Genomic DNA, 22,889 nt, shown 5'->3' with positions numbered 1-22,889 from the left:
CTGTTATTTCTGTGCCTTTAGTGAGCTTATGCTCTCCTTCAGCGCAGCAATCTTCTCCATGCTGTCGCTCTGCTTCTTACGCTCAAGAGCCACCACTGCTTCCGGTGCGTTGGCAACGAATCGCTCATTTGAGAGTTTCTTGGAAACTCCGGCGAGGAAGCCTTCGAGATGTTTCAGCTGTGCCTCCATCTTCTCTATCTCGGCAGCCACGTCTATCATGTCGCCCAACGGCACTGCATATTCCAGCGTGCCCACCATGAAGGCTGCTGCAGTACAGTCCTTCTCTGTCACGACATCGATGCTCGTCAGGTTGGCCATCTTGCCAACCACGCTGTCGTAGTCTTTCAAAGCGTTTTCACCTACACATTGCAACGAGAGTGTCTCTTTGTTGGCGATGTTTTTCTGGTTGCGCACTGTTCTCACTCCTGCTACGATCTGCTTCACGCTCTCGATGTCTTCGATAAGTTTCATGTCTTCGCCTGTAGGAGCTGAGATTTCCAGTTTGTCGCGCATAATTGACTCTCCGTCCTTTCTCTCGTAAATGTGCTGCCACAGTTCCTCTGTGATGAACGGCATGAACGGATGGAGCATCTTAAGCAGATTTTCAAAGAACTTGAGTGTTGCTTCATATGTGGTTTTGTTGATAGGCTGACCATATGCCGGCTTCACCATCTCCAGATACCAGCTTGAGAACTCGTCCCAGAAAAGTTTGTAGACTGTCATCAGAGCTTCTGAGATACGGTATTTCTTGAACAGGTCGTCTATTTCGGCATTTGCCTGACGCAGCTTGGCATTGAACCACTCCACAGCAATCTTGTTTGCCTCTGGCTGAGTGCCATCTGCCACTTCCCATCCCTCCACGAGACGGAATGCGTTCCATATCTTGTTGTTGAAGTTTCGTCCCTGTTCACAGAGGCTCTCATCGAAGAGGATATCGTTTCCTGCCGGTGCAGAGAGCATCATTCCCATGCGTACTCCATCGGCTCCGTATTTGTCTATCAGTACCAATGGATCTGGTGAGTTTCCGAGGCTCTTCGACATCTTGCGTCCGAGTTTGTCGCGCACGATACCCGTGAAGTATACATGTTTGAATGGCATCTTTCCCTTATACTCATAACCAGCCATAATCATACGTGCCACCCAGAAGAAGATGATATCCGGACCAGTAACGAGGTCACTGGTTGGATAGTAGTATTTCATTTCTTCGTTGTCGGGATCGAGAATTCCGTTGAACAGAGAGATTGGCCACAGCCATGAAGAGAACCATGTATCAAGGCAGTCGCTATCTTGCTCCAGGTCGCCGGCACTGAGGTTGGCATTTTTCTTGCGCGCCTCTTCCAAAGCCAGTTCTGCTGTCTCAGCCACCACCACGTCTTTCTTGCCTTCTTCCGTAGTGTAATAATATGCCGGGATACGGTGTCCCCACCATAGCTGTCGGCTGATACACCAGTCTTTGATGTTTTCCAGCCAATGTCTGTATGTGTTCTTATATTTTGACGGATAGAACATTATCTCGTCGTCCATCACTGGTGGCAGCGCCTCGTCGGCGAAGTGCTGCATAGACAGGAACCACTGTGTGCTGAGCTTAGGTTCGATTGGCACGTTGGTACGTTCAGAGAAGCCCACTTTGTTGTTGTAGTCTTCCACTTTCTCCATGAGTCCAGCCTCCTTGAGGTCTTTCTCTATCTGCTTGCGCACGTCCATACGGTCCATGCCCACATACATTCCTGCGGCCTCGCTTATTGTGCCGTTATCGTTGAATATGTCGATGGTCTCGAGGTTGTGTTTCAGTCCGAGGGCATGGTCGTTGATATCGTGGGCAGGAGTCACTTTCAGACAGCCCGTACCAAACTCTATGTCAACGTAACCGTCTTCAACTACAGGTATTTCTCTTCCCACCAGCGGCACTATCACGTGCTTTCCTTTGAGCCATGTGTTTTTCTCATCGTCTGGATTTATACACATTGCCGTGTCACCCATGATTGTTTCAGGGCGCGTTGTGGCAACCACAGCGTAGTAGCCTTTCTCGTCTTTGTGCATCACGTTGCCTTCGCTCTTTCTCTCCACGTCGCTTTCAACCACTCTGTATTTCAGATAGTAGAGTTTCGAGTGTTCGTCTTTGTACACCACCTCTTCGTCTGAAAGTGCGGTCTGTGCCTGTGGGTCCCAGTTCACCATTCTTGCTCCGCGGTAGATGAGTCCTTTGTTGTAGAGGTCGCAGAATACTTTTATCACGCTCTTCGAACGGGTCTCGTCCATTGTGAAAGCTGTGCGGTCCCAATCGCAGCTAGCACCGAGCTTTCTGAGCTGCTTCAGGATTATTCCTCCGTGCTCTTCTGTCCATGCCCATGCGTGCTTGAGGAACTCGTCGCGTGTAAGGTCGGTTTTCTTTATGCCTTCCTGAGCAAGTTTATTCACCACCTTTGCCTCTGTAGCGATAGAGGCGTGGTCGGTGCCAGGCACCCAGCATGCGTTCTTGCCTTCCATACGTGCCCTTCTCACCAGGATATCCTGTATGGTGTTGTTGAGCATGTGTCCCATGTGTAGTACTCCTGTCACGTTTGGTGGAGGTATTACCACTGTGTATGGTTCTCTTCCGTCAGGCTTGCTGCTAAACAGTTTGTTGTCAAGCCAATATTCATACCATTTCGACTCCACGCTTTGTGGATCGTATTTGCTTGCTAATTCCATATATTATGTCGTTTTGTTTGCTTTATATTCTTGTTGTTTGCTCCCTAATCCATTGCCGCTATTTCTTCTTTGCTTTTGCATAAGCGCAATAATTCTGCAAAGTTAATCCTTTTTCTCTATATGGGCAAGATTTGGTATTTTTTTGTTGAGGAAGGTTTTCACTGAGCGTTGCCGGGATGTGTGCCAACTTGTCTGCTATTCCAGTCTGAATTCGCCGGCGAGAGCTGCGACGGATGGGAATATCATGTTTGCCCCTTCTGCCAGCAGTATGGAGTCGCGCAATGGACCTGTGTTTACGGCAATGGTGAACACATGGGCTGCCACAGCTGCACGTACTCCGAGTGGGGCGTTTTCCACCACTATGGCCTGCCATGGTTCTACTCCTGCCTTCTGCAGTCCTTTCAGATAAGGTTCTGGATCTGGCTTGCCTTTCTCCACATCATTTGCACATACTACGAGGTCGCGGTTTACAAGTCCCTTGAGGTCGCGGTCGAGTTTGTCGAGGAGTGTGTGCTGCGCACTGCCAGTCACTATCACGATCTTCAGCCCAGAGGCTTTTACCTTTTCCATAAGTTCTTTAATGCCTGGCATCAGCGATGGTGTGGGACAGGCGTTGAAAGCATCCGATTTTAGTTTATATATTTTTTGGGCTTCCTTTTCTGATATGTTCTCGCTGCGCTGCTTACTGAAGAGCTGCTGTATGGTTTCCACTCCCCTCATCCCCTCGTAGCGGTATGCGTCTTCTGGCGGCATTTCTATGCCTATTGACTGCATGGCGGTGTGCCAACTGCGGGCATGGTATGGCATGCTGTCGTAGATTACGCCGTCCATGTCGAACATTACCGCCTTGGGCTGGAATTCGAGATAGCCGGAAGTTGCAAGATACTGTGATATAAAATTCTGAAACATGATGGATGTGGTTTTAAAAAGTTGACGAGTTGACGAGGAGTTTTGCCGCTTCTGATTGCTGTCAGCAGTCAATAGGAACCTCCTTGTCAACTCGTCTGCCTTTCTACTTATCTATTCCGTAACTTGTCAACTCGTTTACTTGTTTACTCGTCAACTCGTTTACTTGTCAACTTACTATCAATACTCAAATACTCCGAATTCCGACTTGATGGTAAGGCTCTTCTTGCCTTCCTCTATGTGTCCTACTATCTGTGCATCGATGTTGAAGCTCTTGCTCAGCTCTATCACCTTGTCGGCAATTTCTGGTCGCACATAGATTTCCATGCGGTGTCCCATGTTGAACACTTTGTACATTTCCTTCCAGTCGGTGCCGCTCTGCTGCTGAATGGTATTGAAAAGTGGTGGCACTGGGAACATGTTGTCTTTCACCACCTTACAGTTGTCATTCACGAAATGTAGCACCTTTGTCTGCGCTCCTCCCGTACAATGCACCATTCCGTGGATTTCCGGCCTCAGCTCGTCGAGCAGTCTCTTTATCACTGGGGCATAGGTACGTGTTGGCGAGAGCACTAGTTTTCCGGCATTCACCGGACTACCCTCCACTTCGTCGTCGAGTCGCTTTGCGCCACTGTATACAAGTTCTTCAGGAACGGCGTGGTCGTAGCTTTCCGGATATTTCTCTGCCAGGTATTTTGAGAACACGTCGTGACGTGCGCTGGTCAGTCCGTTGCTTCCCATTCCTCCGTTGTATGAGGTTTCGTATGTAGCCTGTCCGCATGATGACAATCCTACGATTACATCGCCCGGACGTATGTTTGCGTTGTCTATCACGTCGCTGCGCTTCATTCTGCAGGTCACGGTAGAGTCCACGATGATGGTCCTGACGAGGTCGCCCACGTCTGCAGTCTCACCTCCTGTAGGATATATTCCTATTCCCATCTCGCGCATCTGCTGGAGAAGTTCGTCTGTACCGTTGATGATTGCCGAAATTACTTCTCCCGGCACAAGCATTTTGTTTCTGCCTATGGTTGAAGATACGAGGATGTTGTCCACGGCTCCCACGCAGAGCAGGTCATCGGTGTTCATTACGATGGCGTCCTGGGCTATGCCTTTCCATACAGAGAGGTCGCCGGTCTCCTTCCAGTACATATACGCAAGCGATGATTTTGTGCCGGCTCCGTCAGCGTGCATGATATTGCAGTATTCGGGGTCGCCTCCGAGCACGTCGGGTATTATCTTGCAGAAAGCCTGCGGGAATATTCCTTTGTCGATATTCTTTATGGCGTTGTGCACGTCTTCTTTTGCTGCGCTCACGCCACGCATCATATACCTGTTTGATTTATCCATCTTGTTCTTGTTTTATATTTGCTTAATAAATGGAACTTAGCCTGTTCTCACACTTTGTCTTTGCCATGCCAGAAGTCCCAGCTTGCGAAAGCCTGCAGGAGCAGCATTTCCAGTCCGTTCTTCGTCATTGCCCCTTGTTCTTTACCTTTCTTCATAAAGAGTGTTTCGTCGGGGTTGTAGAGCAAGTCGTAGAGCAGGTTGTGGCTGTCCATGGCTTCGTATGGCAGGTCCGGGCATTCATCGGTGTGGGGATAGAGTCCGCATGGTGTGCAGTTCACTATCACGTTGTATTCCTTCACCACCTCAGGTGTCACATCTTTATATTGTATTGTTCCCGGGCGTTCGAAACGGCTTACGAGCAGCGTTTCCAGCCCCAATGACTTCAGTCCGTAGTTTACGGCTTTCGACGCTCCTCCTGTGCCGAGTATGAGGGCTTTTTTGTGGTGGCTTTCCAACAGCGGCTCTATGCTCTTCGTGAAGCCGATGACATCACTGTTGTATCCCCTGAGGAATGTGTCGTCGCCTTTGCTCTCCACCCGTATCACATTGACGGCGCCTATGGCTCTTGCCTCCACGCTGACATAGTCGAGGAAGCTCAACACCTTCTCTTTGTAGGGTATAGTGACGTTGAGTCCCTTGAGTTCAGGATTCGTCGCCAGCACCTCGGGCAGGTCATCGATTGTCTTGATCTCGAAGTTTATATACTCTGCGTCTATGTCTTCATTCTGGAATTTCTCGTTGAAGAAGCTCTTGGAGAATGAATGCACGAGAGGATAACCGATTAGTCCATACTTGTCCATAAGTCATTATTATTTTATTGCTGTATAACATGTGCAGATTCCAAACGTAAGACGTTTGAAACCGGCGGTGCTGAATCCTGTTTTCTTCAGTATTTCCACCATCACCTCTCCTTGCGGAAAGGCTTCTATGGTGGCTATGAGATACTTGTATGCGCTCTTGTCTCTTGATATCATACGCCCGTAGAGGGGGAGTAGCGTGTGTGAGTATAGCGTGAAGAGCTGCTTCACGGGGAAGTGTACGGGTCTTGTGAGCTCTATCACGCAGAGTGTGCCTCCGGGCTTGAGCACTCTGTACATCTCTCTCAGTCCAGCTTCGAGGTCCTGGAAGTTCCGTATGCCGAATGCTGCCGTGACCACGTCGAAGCTTGCGTCTGGGAATGTCATCGAGAGGCAGTCTTCTCTCTGGAAACTTATCACATCCTGCAGGGCTGCCGCTTTCACTTTTTCTCTTCCCACCTGCATCATGCCCTCTGAGATATCGATACCCACCACTTTGCCCGGTTTGAGTTTCCTGGCTTCCAGTATGGCGAGGTCGCCGGTGCCTGTCGCCACGTCGAGTACAGAGTCAGCGGAACGGACAGCCTGCAGTTTCCTGACCACGTGGTTTCTCCAATACTTGTCTATGCAGAAGGAGAGACGGTGGTTCAGCGTGTCATAGGAATGTGCCACGGCATCGAACATCTGCTCGACTTGCGCTGTCTTCTGACCGCTCTGCTCGTATGGGTTTATCTTTTCCTGTCCGTACATTATATTTTTGACGCGTGTGGTATTTGGGGGATGTGTATGTTATTTCTTGTATGCAGCGAGCCACTCTGCAACGTTGCGCTCTATTCGTGCCGCGATGTCGCCTGTCTCGGCAGCCTTGTCGAACTTCTCGCCTGTAATGTGCTCGTAGAGCTCGATGTATCTGTCACTCACGCTCTCAGCGTATTCGTCGGTGATTTCAGGCATCACCTGTCCCGGCTCGTTCATGAAGTTGTGTTCGATAAGCCACTGGCGTACGAACTCTTTCGAGAGCTGCTTCTGCGGTTCGCCATTTGCGAATTTCTCCTCGTATCCGTCGGCATAGAAATAGCGGCTTGAGTCTGGCGTATGTATTTCGTCGATCAGGTAGACCTTGCCGTCGCGTTTTCCGAACTCGTATTTGGTGTCAACGAGGATAAGTCCGTGCTGGGCTGCGATTTCCTGTCCGCGGGCGAAGATCTTTCTCGTATAGTCTTCCATCACGGCGTAATCTTCTGCGCTAACAATACCCTGGGCGATGATTTCCTCCTTTGAGATGTTCATGTCGTGTCCCTCGTCGGCCTTAGTGGTCGGTGTGATGATCGGCTCCGGGAAGCGCTGGTTCTCTTTCATTCCGTCGGGGAGTTTCACTCCGCACAGCTCGCGGCAGCCTTTCTGGTATTCGCGCCATGCCGAACCAGTGAGGATGGAACGTATGATCATCTCCACTCTGAAGCCTTCACACTTCAGACCGACGGTGACCTGTGGGTCTGGAGTCGCCAATTTCCAGTTTGGACAGATGTCGTTTGTATGGTCAAGGAATTTTGCTGCAATTTGGTTGAGCACCTGACCTTTGAAAGGGATTCCCTTTGGCAGTACTACGTCAAAAGCAGAGATTCTGTCTGTGGCGACCATCACGATGAGGTCGTCACCGATGTTGTAAACGTCGCGTACTTTTCCATGATATACGCTCTTTTGTCCTTCAAAATGAAAATCAGTGTTTGTTAATGCTTTCATTACTTTATGTTTATTAAAAGTCAGATAAATCTTTGTCGTTATCGCCAAAGTGATAATTGCCTGCAAATGTAGTTATTTTAAACATAACGGACAACATTGCAGTTGAAAAATCATCATTCTTTCTTCGATTTGTCGAATTTCTCGTATGCCTTTACTATCTTGGTGACTAGCTTGTGGCGCACAATGTCGGTCTGTGTCAGGTTGACCACCGAGATACCTTCTACCCCGCCCAGGATACCGAGCGCCTCGCGCAGTCCGCTCTGCGTGCCGCGCGGCAGGTCCACCTGCGTCATGTCGCCGGTGATTATCATCTTGGCGTTCCATCCCATGCGGGTGAGAAACATGCGGAGCTGTGCCGAGGTGGTGTTCTGCGCCTCATCGAGTATCACCACGGCGTCGTTGAGCGTCCTGCCTCGCATGAAGGCGAGCGGGGCTATCTGTATCACGTGTTTCTCCATCATCTCCTGGAGCTTCACGGCGGGTATCATGTCTTCGAGCGCATCGTAGAGGGGCTGCAGATAGGGGTCTATCTTGTCTTTCATGTCGCCCGGCAGGAATCCGAGCTTCTCGCCTGCCTCCACGGCGGGGCGCGACAGGATTATCTTCTTCACGTTCTTCTCCTTGAGTGCCCTTACGGCGAGCGCGATGCTGAGATAGGTCTTGCCGGTGCCGGCAGGACCCACGGCGAAGATCATGTCGCTCTTCTCGAAGGCTTCCACGAGCTGCTGCTGGTTGGCGCTGCGGCTCTTGATGGGCTTGCCGGAAATGTTGTAGACCACCACACCCGAGGAAGAGTCGTCGGCGGCAGGTCTGCCCTTCACGATATTCAGGATGTCTGCTTCGGCGATGGAATTGTATTTTAGGATGTGAAGACGTATCTTCTCTGCCACTTCCTCGAATGCTGCCATCTGCTCTTCGTCGCCCAACACTCTCACCACATTGTCCCGGGCCAACAGACGCAGCTTGGGGAACAACGACCTTATCATCTGAAGATGAACGTTGTTGCTGCCGTAGAACACCACGGGATCTATGTCTTCCAAAACGATATGCTTTTCTATCACCTATATAAATTTTATGAAATGTTCCGCAAAGTTACAACATTTTTATCATCCGCCGACATATTAAACGACAAATTTCCATTACCTTTGCAAAATTAAAAGTTGACGAGCTGGAAAAGCCAGCAAAAAAGAACTACATAATGCAAGACATGAAAATTACAAAGAAACAATATATCCTCGCATTCTTCACCATCGTGGCCGTGCTTGCCATCATCCGCTGCACATCTCCGAAAATAGCGGAAGGCGGAAGCAAAGAGGAGATGATGCCGGGCGACACTCTCGCCACACCGACGGCAACGGCTCTTGCCGACGACGTAGAGAAGGGCGTCAAGGCTGAAATACGTTTCTTCGACGAAAAGGGAAACATCGTGAAGAACCGCATATACAGCGTACCGCGCTTCTGCGACGCCTTCCCCGACAGCAACAACGTGCAGCTCGCCTCTGCCAAGGAGCATGGCGTGAAACCGGTATTGAACAGGGCCGACGCCGAGAAGAGACACAAGGAACTGGTGTATATCGGAGCCAACCCGTTCTTCTGCGTCGACAAGCTGAAGAGAAGTACGCCATATCTCGTGCCACGAGCCGCAAACCTGCTGGGCGACATCGGACAGTCGTTTATGGACAGTCTGGCAATCAAGGGAATCCCGCTGCACAAATGTATCGTGACAAGCGTATTGAGGACGCGCGAAGACGTGGAAAGGCTCAGGACCACCAACAGAAACGCCACAGAGAACTCATGCCATCTCTACGGCACCACATTCGACATTTGCTACAACCGCTACACGAGGGTGAACGACCCGGAAGGGAAACAAATGAAGGCCACGGGCAACGACACCCTGAAATGGGTGCTCAGCGAGGTGCTGCGCGACATGCGCGTAGCAAACCGCTGCTATATTAAATATGAGGTGAAGCAGGGGTGCTTCCACATCACCGTGAGATAAAACACGCCCATTTCCGCAATGCAAACGGGATGTTTACGATTTTATTTGAGCCATTTGGCATCTGCAAAACGGCAGTATGGAAGAGAGAACTGCACGACAAACGTCTGCCCGACGGAAACGGCCAGCAATGACTCCGGCGCCCTTGTATGCCGGATTTGTTGCATTGTTGCATGTTGCTTTAAGGTCTTTCCGACATGCGGATGCCTTTATTTATATACAAACATTTCCCAAAATATTTTTCTAATACCTTGGAAAGTGCTTAATGCAACATGCAACAATGCAACATTTTCACCCAAATATCAATTGGAGGAACCAAAGAAAGAGAAGACGGACGTTTAGAAAAATTATACATTCAACATTCTTGGAATTGAAAAATAATCCATATATTTGCAAGGACAAAGAATAACGACTAAATAATACGACAATGGACAAAATCAAAGTAGCGACAATCGGACTATGTGCAGCGGCAATCGTGAGCTGCGGAAACAATACAGGCAACGGAGCACTAATCGGAGCAGGAGGCGGAGCCCTCGTGGGAGCGATAATCGGAAAAGTGGCTGGCAACACCGCAGTGGGAGCTGCGCTGGGAGCTGCCGTGGGAACAGGAGCCGGAGCGCTCATAGGCAAGCACATGGACAAAGTGAAGGCTGAAGCCGAGGCGGAACTGAACAATGCAAAGGTGGAGGAAGTGACCGACGCCAACGGACTAAAAGCGGTGAAGATAACATTCGACTCCGGACTGCTCTTCCAGACAAGTTCAGCTGACCTGAGCCAGGCAAGCAAGACAAACCTGACAGATCTGGCAAACCTGATGAAGAAATACAACACCTGCGCAATCGACGTATACGGACACACCGACAACCAGGGATGGAGAAACTGCACAGCCGCAGAGAGCGACAACAAGAACATGGCGCTGTCTGAAAGCCGTGCACAGTCGGTGGTCAACTTCATGAAGAGCAACGGAGTGACAGCTTCACAGTTCAAGAACATCACCGGAAAAGGAAGCACAGCGCCTGTAGCTTCAAACGAGACAAAACAGGGACAGCAGCAGAACCGCCGCGTGGAAATATACATGTATGCAAGCGAGGAAATGGTGAAGGAAGCACAGCAGGGAACACTGAAATAAACGGAAACCTATAATAGATAGGACTATGAGAGTTTCCTTCGTTTACTCGTCAACAAAACAAGAAAAATGAAAAAACTGGGTATTATTACCAAGATAATACGATGGGTGGTGGTAGCCTTCTTCGGCTCCACCATTCTTGTTGTAGTGCTATACAGGTTCCTGCCCGTATACTACACTCCACTGATGTTCATCAGATGTTTCCAGCAGGCAGCAGAAGGCGAAACAATGAAGATGCACCACCACTGGGTGTCTATCGACAAGATATCGCCACACATGCCCGTGGCTGTGATGGCAAGCGAAGACCAAAGATTCCTGCTACACCACGGGTTCGACTACAAAGCCATTGAGCAGGCTGCAATACACAACCTCTCGAACAAGAAGAAGCACGGAGCAAGCACAATAAGCCAGCAGACAGCCAAAAACGTGTTCCTTTGGCCAGGGCGCTCGTGGGTGAGAAAGGGATTCGAAGCATACTTCACGGTGCTCATAGAATTCATGTGGAGCAAGCAGAGGATAATGGAAGTGTATCTGAACTCCATAGAGATGGGCGACGGAATATACGGAGTAGACGCCGTGGCGACGGACAACTTCCAGACCACTGCCGCCGACCTGAGCAGGGCTGACTGTGCGCTGATAGCGGCAACGCTGCCCAACCCGAGGAAATTCAGCTCTAAAGACCCTGGACCATACATGAGGAAAAGGCGCAGCCAAATAGAGCAGCAGATGAAATTCATACCGTCGTTCCCAAAAGAGGGAGAAGACATCAACCCCGAAACATCAAGCGGAGGAATCTACCGCAACAGAAAAAGATAAAGCACACACGGCACTCAACAAGTTTCAACAACGAAAACCCATCAACGAAAAGAAGAAATGACCCACGAATTGAACGACAGCCAAAGAGCGGCAGTGGAATACTGCGACGGACCGTCACTGGTAATAGCCGGAGCAGGTTCGGGAAAGACGCGCGTGCTGACATACAAAGTGGCATATCTGCTCGAAAAGGGCATCATGCCATGGAACATCCTTGCGCTGACCTTCACGAACAAGGCGGCAAACGAAATGCGCCAAAGAATAAATGCAATAGCTGGCGATAACAGGGCGCAATACATCAGGATGGGAACTTTCCACAGCGTGTTTTCAAGAATACTCCGCGTAGAGGCGGAAAGAATTGGATACAGCCAGAACTTCACCATCTACGACGATGCCGACCAGAAGAGCCTCATCAAAGCCATAATAAAAGAACTCGGACTCAACGACAAGGTGTATAAGCCATCAACAGTGGCTTCGAGGATAAACATGGCGAAAAACAACATAATAACGCCCGACGACTACGCCAACGACAGGGCTATCATGACGAGAGACTTCGAGACACACATGCCCGATGTAGCAAAAGTGTACAAGGCATATAGCGAAAGATGCAGAATGGCAAACGCCATGGACTTCGACGACCTGCTCACCAACACATATCTGCTGCTGAAGGAAAACCCTGACGTGCTGGAAAAATACGCCACGGCATTCGAATACATCCTCGTGGACGAGTATCAGGACACCAATGCCGTGCAACAGAAAATCGTGGCGCTGCTGGCAAGTAGACACAACAGGATATGTGCCGTGGGTGACGACGCACAGAGCATCTACGCCTTCAGAGGGGCAAACATCGACAACATGCTCGGATTCGAAACGGCGTTCAAGGGCACAAAGGTGTTCAAGCTGGAACAGAACTACCGCAGCACGAAGAGAATAGTGGCAGCGGCAAACAGCCTGATACGCCACAACATGAGACAGATAAAGAAAGACGTGTTCAGCGAAAACGACGAGGGAGAGAAGCTGCTGCTCAATATGGCATACAGCGACAAGGAAGAGGCGTCGATAGTATGCAGCGAGATAAAGCGCACAATGAAAAAGCAAGGATGCGACTACAACGAATTCGCCATTCTATACAGAACCAACGCACAAAGCCGGTCGTTTGAGGAGGCGCTCAGGAAAAGCAGTATGCCATACAAAATCTACGGCGGACTGAGCTTCTATCAGCGAAAGGAGATAAAAGACGTGATAGCATACTTCAGACTCGTGGCAAACCCCGACGACGAAGAAGCGCTCAAGAGGGTGATAAACTATCCGGCAAGGGGTATCGGAAACACTACGATGCAGAAGATAACGGCAGCGGCAGCCACCGCAGGCACAAGCCTCTGGAGCGTGATAAATGCGCCACAGCATTCGGGACTCAACCTGGGAGCGGCAACGCTGAAGAAGACTGAGGCCTTTAGGCAGCTCATCGCTTCATTCATAGAAAGAATACAGACCGACGACGCATACTCACTGGGCTACGACATAATAAAGGAGAGCGGAATAGCTGCCGAACTATATGCTGACAAAGAACCGGAGAGCATCGCCAGACAGGAGAACCTGGAGGAATTCCTGAACAGTCTGCAAGACTTTGTGGAAAGCCGCAAAGACGATGCCGAACAGCAGCGAAACATTCTCATCACAGACTTCCTGCAGGAGGTGTCGCTTCTTACTGATCTGGAAAGCTCAGAAGACGACACGCAGAAGAAAGTGAACCTGATGACGATACACAGCGCCAAGGGACTGGAATTCCCACACGTGTTCATAGTGGGACTGGAAGAGAACATATTCCCGAGCCCCATGGCGCTGAACTCACAGCGGGAACTGGAAGAAGAGCGCCGACTACTATACGTGGCTATCACAAGGGCGGAGAAAAGCTGCACCCTATCATGCGCAAGAAACAGATACCGCTACGGAAAGATGGAATTCGACACACCGAGCAGATTCATCAGAGACATAGACCGCAGTCTGCTGTTGGTGAACGACATGACGAACGGCACAGGATTCACATCATCGCCCGCATCATCATACGGAGCAAAGAGTCCCAGCGCCCCATGCGGCGAGAGCCGCAGCGCATTCTTCGGCAGAAGGCAGGCGGTAAACACATACTCGAAGAGAGAAAACGGCAGCAGCACAACAAACGGCGCCCCTAACAGCTTCGGAAAATACAAGAGGATAAGTTCCGGCAACGCAACTTTGGCATACGGCAGCCCTTATGCCAACACCTCACAAACGACACAGAACAACGCCCCTGCCCTATCGCAGGTGACAACGCCAGGCGGAGAGCTGAGAGAGGGAGCCCTGGTGGAGCATTCACGCTTCGGCTTGGGTACGATAGAGAGAATAGAAGGAACAGGAGAAAACTGCAAGGCCACAGTGAGATTCAACAACTTGGGAACCAAGCAACTGCTCGTAAAATTCGCACGGCTGAAAGTGGTAAAATAAGAAAACTACTCCAGCATAATACCTGATAAACAGTCGCAAACAACCAGAATCAGAAATGACAAATACATATTATCACAACGGAAAGAGGAAAAAGAAAAAAGTGAGATACAGAAAGAAGAGAGTGGCAATGCTCGTAGCCGGATTCATAGGAATATGTTCCGCTATAACACTATCGATGACCGACTGCAGTAGCTATTCTCACCAAGAGCCCGAAAAGGAAGAAATACCACAGACACACCTCAACGACACGCTGACAAACTGCATGTCGGACGCCCCGGCTCTGGAGGGAATGGAGAAGGAACTAAAGAGGTATTTCGAGAGATGGGAACTGAACGGCGCACAGATAGCAGTATCCAGGGGCGACTCGCTACTCTATGCCAAAGGCTTCGGATGGGCGGACAAAGAGGCAGGACAGGAAATGCAGCCGTCGAACATCATGAGGCTGGCGTCGGTGTCTAAGTTGCTGACGGCAGTGGGAATAATGAAACTTGTCGACGACAAGAAGATAAAACTCTCTGAACACGTGTTCGGAGCAAAAGGAATACTCAACGACACGGCTTTCACAAACGTGATAAAGGACCCGAGATACTTCGACATAACAGTGGAACAGCTGCTCCGCCACAAAGCCGGATTCACAACAGGAGCCGGCGACCCCATGTTCTCGACACGCTATATAATGATGCAGAACAGACTCACGGAAGCTCCTGACAACAAGACGCTTATGAAGATTCTGCTAAAGCGGAGGTTAGGCTTCACACCAGGCACGGCAAAAAGATATTCCAACGTGGGCTACACACTGCTCTCGATGATAATAGAGAAGAAGACGCGGATGAGCTACGAGCAATTCATGACCGACAGCATATTCAGACCCGCAGGATGCTTCGACTTACATATCGCCGGCAACTACCCAAAAGACAGGAGGAGCAACGAAGTTAAATACTACATGCACAAAGGATCGGAACCTGTGCTGGAATACAACAACAGCGGAAGAATGGTGGAGAAATGCTACGGCGAGAACGACATTCCACGGCTGCAAGGCGCAGGAGCGTGGTGTGGTTCGGCAGCTGAACTGAGCCGGTTCGTGGCGGCGATAGACCTCGTGCCCGGAGCTAAAGACATTCTGAGCAAAGGGGCAATAGAATTCATGACACGTGAAATGCCGGACTACGACTTCTCCATCGGATGGAACTTCACACCAGCCAACGGCCCTTGGATAAGGACAGGCTCGCTATCGGGTACAAGCGCCATTATCCTAAGATACCCTGACACGGAATGCTGGATTCTCATCACCAACACGAGCACGTGGAAGGGACATGGATTCTCGAAAGACACCATGAGACTATTCGAGAAACTGAGAAAAGAATACAGCTCGAAATTCCCGAAGAGGAACTTGTTTCTCGCTGAATGACGAAAGTACAACAAAAAAGAACTGTAATTCCTGCTCGGGAGAATTATGAATGCCAGCGAAAATGTGGACAATCGTCACGCTATAATAGCGCAAAAAGAGCAATATGAAAAATAATTCATGCCAATGTGGCTTTTTTGACACCCACTTGTTGCAAGTTAAGTAAATAATACGTAAATTTGTAAGCGTAAGCTCAAGCAGACATGCGGCTTATCAATGACTTATGAAGCAGCTGACTTCAAGACAGAAAGGCTGCCAACAAAACAACAGAAAGAGTGGCCTGCGTCTCCCCTTGGGGAGGGCAGAAAACTTATAAATCGTTAACTTAAATAATATGATAGACTATTTTGCACAACACCTTTGGCAAATGTGGGCACTGGTATGTATCGTTTGCCTGATTCTGGAACTCACCAACGGTGACTTCTTCATTATGTGTTTCGCCATCGGAGCGATCTGCTCTGCAGTATTGTCAGCATTCGGACTGCCGTTCTATGCCGGACTGGCAGTGTTTGCAGCGGCATCGGTGCTCAGCCTGTTTTTCATACGCCCCACGTTGATGAAGAAGCTGCATCCCAGAGAATCCCTGAGACGGAGCAATGCCGACGCACTCATCGGAAGAACGGCAAGGGTGAGCCAGACAATAGTGGAAAACGGATTCGGCAGAGTGGCACTCGACGGTGACGACTGGAAGGCTCAGGCCGCCGACGGAAGCCGCATCGAAGAGGGACAGAACGTGATAGTGAAAGACAGGGACAGCATAATACTGACTGTGGAAAAAGAATGTTAAACCTATAAAACAAACTAAATCATGAACATCGGATTATACGTGTTGGTGGCAATAGTGATTTGCGCACTGATATTAGTGAAGAAGAGCCTGGTGATAATACCACAGTCGGAAACGAAAATCATAGAGAGACTCGGAAGATACTACGCTACGCTGAAGCCTGGCATAAACATCATCATACCGTTCATCGACAGGGCAAAACCCATCATCACCATGAGCAGAGGAAGATACATGTATGCCACATCTATCGACCTCAGAGAGCAGGTGTACGACTTCGACAAGCAGAACGTGATAACCAAAGACAACGTGCAGACGCAGATCAACGCACTACTATACTTCCAGATTGTTGACCCGTTCAAGGCAGTATACGAAATCAGCAACCTGCCGAACGCCATAGAGAAACTCACGCAGACAACGCTGAGAAACATCATCGGAGAACTGGAACTCGACCAGACGCTCACATCCAGAGACACCATAAACACAAAGCTGCGCGCCGTACTAGACGATGCGACCAACAAATGGGGAATAAAGGTGAACAGAGTGGAGCTGCAAGACATCACACCTCCGGAGAGCGTGCTGCAGGCAATGGAGAAGCAGATGCAGGCAGAAAGAAACAAGCGTGCCACAATCCTCACTAGCGAGGGACAGAAAGCAGCGGCAATCCTGAAGTCGGAAGGAGAAAAGACCGCCATCATCAACAAGGCTGAAGCCGACAAGCAGATGGCAATACTCAACGCCGAAGGTGAGGCACAGGCAAAGATAAGAAAAGCCGAAGCCGAGGCAGTGGCAATAGAAAAGATAACCGAGGCAGTGGGAAAGAGCACCAATCCGGCAAACTATCTGCTCGCGCAGAAATACATACAGATGATGCAGGAACTTGCTGCAGGAGACAAGACAAAGACCGTTTACCTGCCGTATGAAGCCACAAACCTGCTGGGAAGCATCGGAGGAATAAAAGACTTGTTCAAATCAGAATAAGCAAAGCCCACTGGCAGAGGCATAAACAACGCCCACACGCAGAAACACAGCAAAGCCAGACAACTGAGCATAAGCAAAACTAACAGTTAGAGGCAATACAATAACACACATAAATAAAAAAAGACAATCGACAAGAAGAAATGAAAATTTGCATAATCGTTGGAGCAAGACCAAACTTCATGAAGGTGGCACCGCTCATCCACGCCATTGAAAAGGCAAAAAACGCAGGACAGGACATCGACAGTTCACTGATATATGCCGGGAGTGAAAACGACCCTACGCTAGAAGACTCACTCTTCAGCGACATGATGATAAACAGACCCGATGTATATCTGGGTGTTGACTGCCAGAACCTGAACGAACTGACAGGAAAGGTGATGTCAGAATTCGACAGATATCTCACCGAAAACAAGACGGACGTGGTGATAGTGGTAGACGACCTCGCATCTACAATGGCGGCAGCGATAGTGACAAAGAAACACGGCATCGCACTGGCACACCTCGTGGCAGGAACACGCTCCTTCGACATAAAGATGCCAAAGGAGATAAACAGACTCGTCATCGACGGGCTCTCTGACTTCCTCTTCACGGCTGGCATCGGCAGCAACTCCATCGTAAACAGAGAGGGAGCGGAACTGTCACACGTTTACGAAGTGGGAAACATACTGATAGACACTCTCAGATTCAACCACAAAAGGCTCTCAAGGCCTCACGTCTTCGACCAGCTCTGCATAAAGGAAGGAGAATACATAGTATTCACGCTAAACCGCAAGGCGCTGATAGAAAAAGAAGAAAACCTCAAGGCCATGCTTCTGTCTATGAGCAAAGCTGCGAAAAACACTCCCATAATAGCCGCACTGAGAAACAAAGCCAAGGAGACAGTGGAGAGACTGGCTGACGGAATGCACAACATCCACATCATCGACCCACTGCCCTATCTGAGATTCGGCTACCTCACGGCTCACGCCAAGGGAATAGTGACCGACTCAGGAAACGTGGCTGAAGAGGCAACATTCAACAATGTGCCATGCGTAACGCTGAACAACTACACAGAACACATAGAGACCGTGAAGGTGGGAAGCAATATACTCGTGGGAGAAGACGCTGAGAAACTTGCAGAATGCGTTACAGACATCGAGGAAGGACGATGGAAAAAATCATCGCTGCCCGACCGTTGGGACGGCAGGACTTCGGAGCGCATCGTACACATACTGCAGGAGGCAAAACTGTAAGCCTCAAGAAAAGTCCTTAAATAAGGAAGAAAGAAAATATAAACAAGTACAAGTCCCCGCTTCAAAACAATAAGGAAGCGGGGATTTTTAACCCCGATCGTCAGAAAGTCATGAAACACGACATTTACTGTCAGACGACCACATGGGGTAGAAAAAAAACAACAGACCTCCAATGGAATTAGAACTGCAACCATTAGCCCTGCCTTGCGACGGCGGAAGACCATTCGTAATAGCCGGCCCATGCTCGGCTGAGACCGAAGAACAAGTCATGACGACAGCCACACAGCTTGCCGCCAAAGGCTGCCACATCTTCAGGGCTGGCGTGTGGAAACCGCGCACCAAGCCCGGAGGCTTCGAAGGAAACGGCGAGAAGGCTCTGCCATGGCTGAAGAGAGCCAAAGAAAAGACAGGCATGCTCATCACCACCGAAGTGGCAACGCCGGAGCATGTGGAACTGGCTCTGAAATATGGCATCGACCTGCTCTGGATAGGAGCACGCACCACAGCCAACCCCTTCGCCATGCAAGCGCTTGCCGACAGCCTGAGGGGAACAGACATTCCGGTGCTCGTGAAAAACCCTGTAAACCCCGACCTTGAACTATGGATAGGTGCCATGGAACGTATCAACCAGGCAGGTCTGAAGAGGATTGCAGCCATTCACAGAGGCTTCTCGAGCTTCGACAAGAAACTGTACAGAAACCTGCCCATGTGGCAGATTCCCATCGAGCTGCACCGCCGCATCCCCGACCTGCCCATAATCTGCGACCCGAGCCACATCGGCGGCAGACGTGAACTCATAGCGCCCCTGTGCCAGCAGGCAATGGACTTGGGCATGGACGGACTTATCATCGAGAGCCACTGCGACCCTGAGAAGGCATGGAGCGACGCAAAACAGCAAATCACTCCCGACATGCTCGACAATATCCTCAGTCTGCTCGTCATACGCGACAAGTCTGTGACTACGGAGGTGATAAACGAAATGCGCAAGCAGATTGACGAACTCGACAACACCATCATGGAAGTCCTTGCCAAGCGCATGCGCATTTGCCGCGACATCGGCCAATACAAGAAGGAGCACAATATGACCGTGTTGCAGGCCTCCCGCTACAACGAGATTCTTGACAAGCGAGGGGCGCAAGGTGCGCTATTCGGCATGTCGCCGGAATTCGTGAAGGAAATCTTCGAAGCCATCCACGAAGAGTCGGTGAGACAACAGATGGAGGTGATAAACAAGTAGACTGGTTGACGAGTTAGAAAACAAATAAACCGACTGACAAGTAAGATAATATACAAATTTACGATTTAACAAATAGACGAGTAAGATAATATATACGAGTTGGACGAGTGAATACGAGTGAGACCAGTAAACAAGGAAAAGACAAGTCCCTGCCTGCAGAAATAATTCCGCCGACAGGGACTTTATCATTATTGACGATATTAGCCTTTATTATGTGCGTTCTGCTGCATGTGGATTACTCTGGCGATGCGAATCTGTCGCCCGTCTGCTTCACCAATGCGCGAGCCACCTTCTCTGGGAAGCCTGTACGCTTCACAGTTGCTCCATTGCCGGTCTTGGTCCTCAGGAACTTGCCGTCCTTGGTAGGTTTCACAGCCATGTCATTATACTTCACGATGAGGTAAATTGCCAGTTCCTTCCATCTTGCAAGCATCTGCTGCGCCTGGGTGTTGCTGTAGTCCGTGAGATAGTCTACTGCCTTCTGCTCACCCTCGCCATAGAGCTTGAGTGCCTGTTTCTCTATCTCGCCCTGGTTTGCGATATAAAAGTTGTCGAGCGAGTCTCTCACCTCCTTGAGCGACGGGAACATCTGCGAGTAGCGAGGATAAACCATGTTACTGACCCAGTTGCACACCCAGAATGCGTTTTTGTCGCTGAATGTCACAGCGTCGGCTCCCGGCGTGTTGTAGCACTCCGGCTGCACTGTGTTTCCACAGTATATCGGTGTATATGCTACCATATTGCCGTCATCGTTTCCAAACCACAACACTCCTCCTATCTGGCGTGGCAGCCATGATCTCATCTGCGACACGTAAGAGAATGCCGTCTGCTGTGTAGAGACCGGACGCTCATTGAAATATGCCTTTCCATCTACCTTGAATGAAAGCGGTGTCGGACGGTATGGCATTTCCCATACACCCTGTCCCAAGTCATTTCCCAGGTCGAACGGTGTACCCTCGTAGTGGTCGCGCATGCTTGCCTCAAGGTCTTGCAGTGAAACCTTCTTGTTTGGCACGATCCATAAAGGCATCGGTTCGGCGTCTTTCACTTTTCCCTCTACATAGGGCAGATATTTGTCCATGTCGCCAAAGCGGTTGAAGAAGCTCCACACTCTTGCCTCGCATGCTCTTCTACCGCTGAAGGTTGGCGCTGCGTAAACGTCACAGAAGCTGAAGTCCTTGTCCTTTCCTGTGAACCATCCTTTGCTTCTTGCAAACTTTATGCAGTCTTTGGAGAACATCACATTCTTCTTGTCCTTCTGGTCAAATGTGCGTATGCGGCTCTGGTTTGCGTGAGCGCAGATGGCATCGTCAGGAATGCGCACTGCCACCCATACTACTCCCTTGCTGCCGGGTCCCTTGCCCATCATTTCCATTATCCACGCCTCGTTTGGATCGCAGATTGTGAATGTCTCTCCCTCAGAGCAGAAGCCGTAGGTTTCCACGAGTCTGGTCATCACGGATATAGCCTCGCGGGCTGTTTTGGAGCGCTGCAGCGCGATATAGATCAGCGAACCGTAATCAAGGATTCCCGTCGTGTCCACCATTTCTTCTCTTCCTCCGAAAGTGGTTTCTCCGATAGTCACCTGATATTCGTTGATGTTTCCTATCACATTGTAGGTCTCTGCCGCCTGTGGTATCTGTCCGTGATATTCCTTTGTATCCCAGTCGTAGATTTGCAGCATCTCCCCTTTGGCGTGTTTGCCGGCGGGGTAATGGCATAGTCCCAGGAACATGCCGTAGTCGTCGGCGCTATAGGTACACATCACCGAACCGTCGGCACTTGCCTTCTTTCCCACTATGAAATTGGTGCAGGCCAGAGCGTTGATCACGCCTGTACATAACAGTAATGATAAAAACAGTTTTCTCATGATATTGACTCTTCAAAAAAATTATTGTTATTTGAATTCCTTTCAACAAGCCTTGAAACTCATGTCGAGTCCCTTCACCGAGTGTGTGAGAGCTCCCACAGAGATGAAATCGACGCCACATTCCGCATAGTCGCGTATAGTGTCGAACGTTATTCCTCCGCTAGACTCAGTTTCATAGCGTCCGCCAATGAGTTCCACGGCCTTCTTAGTGTCTGCCACAGAGAAGTTGTCGAGCATTATGCGATTTACTCCTCCATGTGTGAGCACCTGGTTAAGCTCATCGAAGTTTCTCACTTCCAGCTCAATCTTCAGGTCGAGGTTTTTCTCTTTCAGATATGCATGACAGCGGTCGATGGCGTTTGTTATACCTCCAGCGAAGTCCACGTGGTTGTCTTTGAGCAGTATCATGTCGAAGAGACCTATTCTGTGGTTCATTCCTCCACCTATCTTCACTGCCTGCTTTTCGAGCATACGCATTCCAGGTGTCGTCTTGCGTGTATCGAGCACGTGTGTCTTTGTGCCTTTCAGCTTCTCCACGTATTTGTGTGTCATCGTGGCGATGCCGCTCATTCTCTGCATGATGTTGAGCATGAGCCGCTCTGTCTGTAGCAGCGAGCGCACCTTTCCTGTCACTACCATTGCGATGTCGCCTTTTTTCACTTCGGCTCCATCACCTATCAACACCTCCACTTTCATGGTGTTGTCAAATCTGTCAAACACTTTTTTTGCCACCTCTACTCCGGCCAGTATGCCGTCTTCTTTGATGAGGAGGTGTGATTTGCCCATTGCGTCTTCTGGTATGCAGCATAGCGTGGTGTGGTCACCGTCGCCGATGTCTTCCGCGAAAGCCAGGTCGATGAGCTTGTCTTCCAATTCTTCTACTGTGTACATTATGTTTTGTTGTTAATTATTAAAGTTGACGGGTTGAACTTCTCCTAACCTTATTTAAATAAGGTCAGGAACAGGTCTTGTTTTCCTACAGATACACTCCCACTCCGATGCGCAGTCCCACTTTCGAATAGTCTGAGTGGTTCTTTATCGACTGGTCGTAATATACTGACGGTTCTATCGTTACGCTCTTTCCGAGGAAGAATGCGTATCCGAGCTCCAGTCCCGGCATGATGTCGTTGTATCCGCTTCCGCCATGCACGAGACGGGCGTTGAGGCCCATATACAGTCCGTTCTGTATTATGTAGTAACGGCCCCCCACTCCGACAGCGAACTTGTCATCCACGTCTTCGTCGTGGCTGTAGCCTGCCATGACCAGTGCCATCCAGTTGTCTGCCACCAGATATCCGCCCTTTGCCTCCACTCCGAGGCTAAGCTTCTCTGCTCCGCTGTAGCTCAGATTGATTCCTGTCAGTGAGCCGTTGCAATAGTATTTTCCTTGTTCAAACTGTGCGCTTGCCGTCATGGTCATCAGGAATCCTATCGCCAGCAATAAAATTTTCTTCATAATTTATGTTTCTGTTTAATTCGT

General features: G+C 49.7%; 19 protein-coding genes. 9 read left to right on the top strand and 10 right to left on the bottom strand.

The window, feature by feature from the left end; genetic code table 11:
* Window positions 1–3: 3 nt before the first annotated feature.
* From ACDC99_RS03525 to ACDC99_RS03495, 7 genes are all read right to left on the bottom strand, one after another.
* On the bottom strand, window positions 4–2,691 hold the full coding sequence (locus tag ACDC99_RS03525; protein ID WP_022317350.1) for a valine--tRNA ligase: 2,688 nt from the start codon (window positions 2,689–2,691) through the stop codon (window positions 4–6).
* A gap of 195 nt (window positions 2,692–2,886) precedes the next feature.
* On the bottom strand, window positions 2,887–3,600 hold the full coding sequence (locus ACDC99_RS03520) for an HAD family hydrolase (protein ID WP_022317351.1): 714 nt from the start codon (window positions 3,598–3,600) through the stop codon (window positions 2,887–2,889).
* A 177-nt stretch (window positions 3,601–3,777) separates the two neighbouring features.
* Window positions 3,778–4,947 carry an AIR synthase-related protein gene (locus ACDC99_RS03515; RefSeq protein WP_231567412.1) on the bottom strand — a complete coding sequence of 390 codons (1,170 nt, stop codon included), beginning with the start codon at window positions 4,945–4,947 and terminating at the stop codon, window positions 3,778–3,780.
* Between the two features lie 47 nt (window positions 4,948–4,994).
* Window positions 4,995–5,747 carry a shikimate dehydrogenase family protein gene (locus tag ACDC99_RS03510; protein WP_042519464.1) on the bottom strand — a complete coding sequence of 251 codons (753 nt, stop codon included), beginning with the start codon at window positions 5,745–5,747 and terminating at the stop codon, window positions 4,995–4,997.
* Between the two features lie 9 nt (window positions 5,748–5,756).
* A complete protein-coding gene (gene ubiE / locus ACDC99_RS03505) occupies window positions 5,757–6,494 on the bottom strand; it encodes a bifunctional demethylmenaquinone methyltransferase/2-methoxy-6-polyprenyl-1,4-benzoquinol methylase UbiE (protein ID WP_022317354.1) in 738 nt (245 codons plus the stop codon).
* A 39-nt stretch (window positions 6,495–6,533) separates the two neighbouring features.
* Window positions 6,534–7,487: a phosphoribosylaminoimidazolesuccinocarboxamide synthase gene (locus ACDC99_RS03500; RefSeq protein WP_022317355.1), complete on the bottom strand. Its 954-nt coding sequence runs from the start codon at window positions 7,485–7,487 to the stop codon at window positions 6,534–6,536.
* Between the two features lie 113 nt (window positions 7,488–7,600).
* Window positions 7,601–8,548, bottom strand: a complete 948-nt coding sequence (locus ACDC99_RS03495; RefSeq protein ID WP_022317356.1) for a PhoH family protein — start codon at window positions 8,546–8,548, stop codon at window positions 7,601–7,603.
* 146 nt (window positions 8,549–8,694) lie between these two features.
* On the opposite strand from ACDC99_RS03495, the gene ACDC99_RS03490 reads away from it, so the two are divergent.
* The 9 genes from ACDC99_RS03490 (at window position 8,695) to ACDC99_RS03450 (ending at window position 19,539) form a co-directional block, all read left to right on the top strand.
* Window positions 8,695–9,486 carry a DUF5715 family protein gene (locus ACDC99_RS03490; RefSeq protein WP_042519515.1) on the top strand — a complete coding sequence of 264 codons (792 nt, stop codon included), beginning with the start codon at window positions 8,695–8,697 and terminating at the stop codon, window positions 9,484–9,486.
* Window positions 9,487–9,910: 424 nt separating this feature from the next.
* The gene (locus ACDC99_RS03485; RefSeq protein ID WP_022317358.1) at window positions 9,911–10,612 is read left to right on the top strand and encodes an OmpA family protein; all 702 of its coding nucleotides are present in this window, start codon (window positions 9,911–9,913) and stop codon (window positions 10,610–10,612) included.
* A 66-nt stretch (window positions 10,613–10,678) separates the two neighbouring features.
* On the top strand, window positions 10,679–11,425 hold the full coding sequence (gene mtgA / locus ACDC99_RS03480; protein ID WP_042519467.1) for a monofunctional biosynthetic peptidoglycan transglycosylase: 747 nt from the start codon (window positions 10,679–10,681) through the stop codon (window positions 11,423–11,425).
* A 57-nt stretch (window positions 11,426–11,482) separates the two neighbouring features.
* Window positions 11,483–13,903, top strand: a complete 2,421-nt coding sequence (locus tag ACDC99_RS03475) for an ATP-dependent helicase (RefSeq protein ID WP_370755837.1) — start codon at window positions 11,483–11,485, stop codon at window positions 13,901–13,903.
* A 55-nt stretch (window positions 13,904–13,958) separates the two neighbouring features.
* Window positions 13,959–15,311, top strand: coding sequence for a serine hydrolase domain-containing protein (locus ACDC99_RS03470; RefSeq protein ID WP_231560854.1), 1,353 nt, complete (start codon window positions 13,959–13,961; stop codon window positions 15,309–15,311).
* 331 nt (window positions 15,312–15,642) lie between these two features.
* Complete coding sequence (locus tag ACDC99_RS03465; protein ID WP_022317362.1) at window positions 15,643–16,095, top strand: NfeD family protein; 453 nt, start codon at window positions 15,643–15,645, stop codon at window positions 16,093–16,095.
* 21 nt (window positions 16,096–16,116) lie between these two features.
* Window positions 16,117–17,070 (top strand): SPFH domain-containing protein, encoded by a 954-nt coding sequence (locus tag ACDC99_RS03460; RefSeq protein ID WP_022317363.1) that lies wholly within the window; start codon window positions 16,117–16,119, stop codon window positions 17,068–17,070.
* Window positions 17,071–17,210: 140 nt separating this feature from the next.
* Entirely contained in the window at window positions 17,211–18,302 is a 1,092-nt protein-coding gene (gene wecB, locus ACDC99_RS03455) for a non-hydrolyzing UDP-N-acetylglucosamine 2-epimerase (protein ID WP_370755834.1), read from the top strand.
* A 172-nt stretch (window positions 18,303–18,474) separates the two neighbouring features.
* Window positions 18,475–19,539, top strand: coding sequence for a bifunctional 3-deoxy-7-phosphoheptulonate synthase/chorismate mutase type II (locus ACDC99_RS03450; protein WP_022317365.1), 1,065 nt, complete (start codon window positions 18,475–18,477; stop codon window positions 19,537–19,539).
* A 235-nt stretch (window positions 19,540–19,774) separates the two neighbouring features.
* Here ACDC99_RS03450 and ACDC99_RS03445 read toward each other — a convergent pair whose 3' ends face one another.
* The 3 genes from ACDC99_RS03445 to ACDC99_RS03435 form a co-directional block, all read right to left on the bottom strand.
* A complete protein-coding gene (locus ACDC99_RS03445; protein ID WP_370755833.1) occupies window positions 19,775–21,409 on the bottom strand; it encodes a dipeptidase in 1,635 nt (544 codons plus the stop codon).
* A 42-nt stretch (window positions 21,410–21,451) separates the two neighbouring features.
* Complete coding sequence (gene nadC / locus ACDC99_RS03440) at window positions 21,452–22,300, bottom strand: carboxylating nicotinate-nucleotide diphosphorylase (RefSeq protein ID WP_022317367.1); 849 nt, start codon at window positions 22,298–22,300, stop codon at window positions 21,452–21,454.
* Window positions 22,301–22,385: 85 nt separating this feature from the next.
* Window positions 22,386–22,865, bottom strand: a complete 480-nt coding sequence (locus ACDC99_RS03435) for a hypothetical protein (RefSeq protein ID WP_022317368.1) — start codon at window positions 22,863–22,865, stop codon at window positions 22,386–22,388.
* Between the last annotated feature and the right edge of the window lie 24 nt (window positions 22,866–22,889).

It is taken from the genome of Prevotella pectinovora (genome assembly GCF_041323955.1).
GTDB classification, from domain to species: domain Bacteria; phylum Bacteroidota; class Bacteroidia; order Bacteroidales; family Bacteroidaceae; genus Prevotella; species Prevotella pectinovora.
The sequence above is the reverse complement of the archived record's forward strand: the minus strand, read 5'-3'. Positions and strand labels throughout refer to the sequence as shown.

Bases quoted from the DNA above. Each gene is read 5' to 3' on its own strand.
- ACDC99_RS03525 (WP_022317350.1), bottom strand. From the start codon at position 2,691: ATGGAATTAGCAAGCAAATACGATCCACAAAGCGTGGAGTCGAAATGG.
- ACDC99_RS03520 (WP_022317351.1), bottom strand. From the start codon at position 3,600: ATGTTTCAGAATTTTATATCACAGTATCTTGCAACTTCCGGCTATCTC.
- ACDC99_RS03515 (WP_231567412.1), bottom strand. From the start codon at position 4,947: ATGGATAAATCAAACAGGTATATGATGCGTGGCGTGAGCGCAGCAAAA.
- ACDC99_RS03510 (WP_042519464.1), bottom strand. From the start codon at position 5,747: ATGGACAAGTATGGACTAATCGGTTATCCTCTCGTGCATTCATTCTCC.
- ubiE (WP_022317354.1), bottom strand. From the start codon at position 6,494: ATGTACGGACAGGAAAAGATAAACCCATACGAGCAGAGCGGTCAGAAG.
- ACDC99_RS03500 (WP_022317355.1), bottom strand. From the start codon at position 7,487: ATGAAAGCATTAACAAACACTGATTTTCATTTTGAAGGACAAAAGAGC.
- ACDC99_RS03490 (WP_042519515.1), top strand. From the start codon at position 8,695: ATGAAAATTACAAAGAAACAATATATCCTCGCATTCTTCACCATCGTG.
- ACDC99_RS03485 (WP_022317358.1), top strand. From the start codon at position 9,911: ATGGACAAAATCAAAGTAGCGACAATCGGACTATGTGCAGCGGCAATC.
- mtgA (WP_042519467.1), top strand. From the start codon at position 10,679: ATGAAAAAACTGGGTATTATTACCAAGATAATACGATGGGTGGTGGTA.
- ACDC99_RS03475 (WP_370755837.1), top strand. From the start codon at position 11,483: ATGACCCACGAATTGAACGACAGCCAAAGAGCGGCAGTGGAATACTGC.
- ACDC99_RS03470 (WP_231560854.1), top strand. From the start codon at position 13,959: ATGACAAATACATATTATCACAACGGAAAGAGGAAAAAGAAAAAAGTG.
- ACDC99_RS03465 (WP_022317362.1), top strand. From the start codon at position 15,643: ATGATAGACTATTTTGCACAACACCTTTGGCAAATGTGGGCACTGGTA.
- ACDC99_RS03460 (WP_022317363.1), top strand. From the start codon at position 16,117: ATGAACATCGGATTATACGTGTTGGTGGCAATAGTGATTTGCGCACTG.
- wecB (WP_370755834.1), top strand. From the start codon at position 17,211: ATGAAAATTTGCATAATCGTTGGAGCAAGACCAAACTTCATGAAGGTG.
- ACDC99_RS03450 (WP_022317365.1), top strand. From the start codon at position 18,475: ATGGAATTAGAACTGCAACCATTAGCCCTGCCTTGCGACGGCGGAAGA.
- ACDC99_RS03445 (WP_370755833.1), bottom strand. From the start codon at position 21,409: ATGAGAAAACTGTTTTTATCATTACTGTTATGTACAGGCGTGATCAAC.
- nadC (WP_022317367.1), bottom strand. From the start codon at position 22,300: ATGTACACAGTAGAAGAATTGGAAGACAAGCTCATCGACCTGGCTTTC.
- ACDC99_RS03435 (WP_022317368.1), bottom strand. From the start codon at position 22,865: ATGAAGAAAATTTTATTGCTGGCGATAGGATTCCTGATGACCATGACG.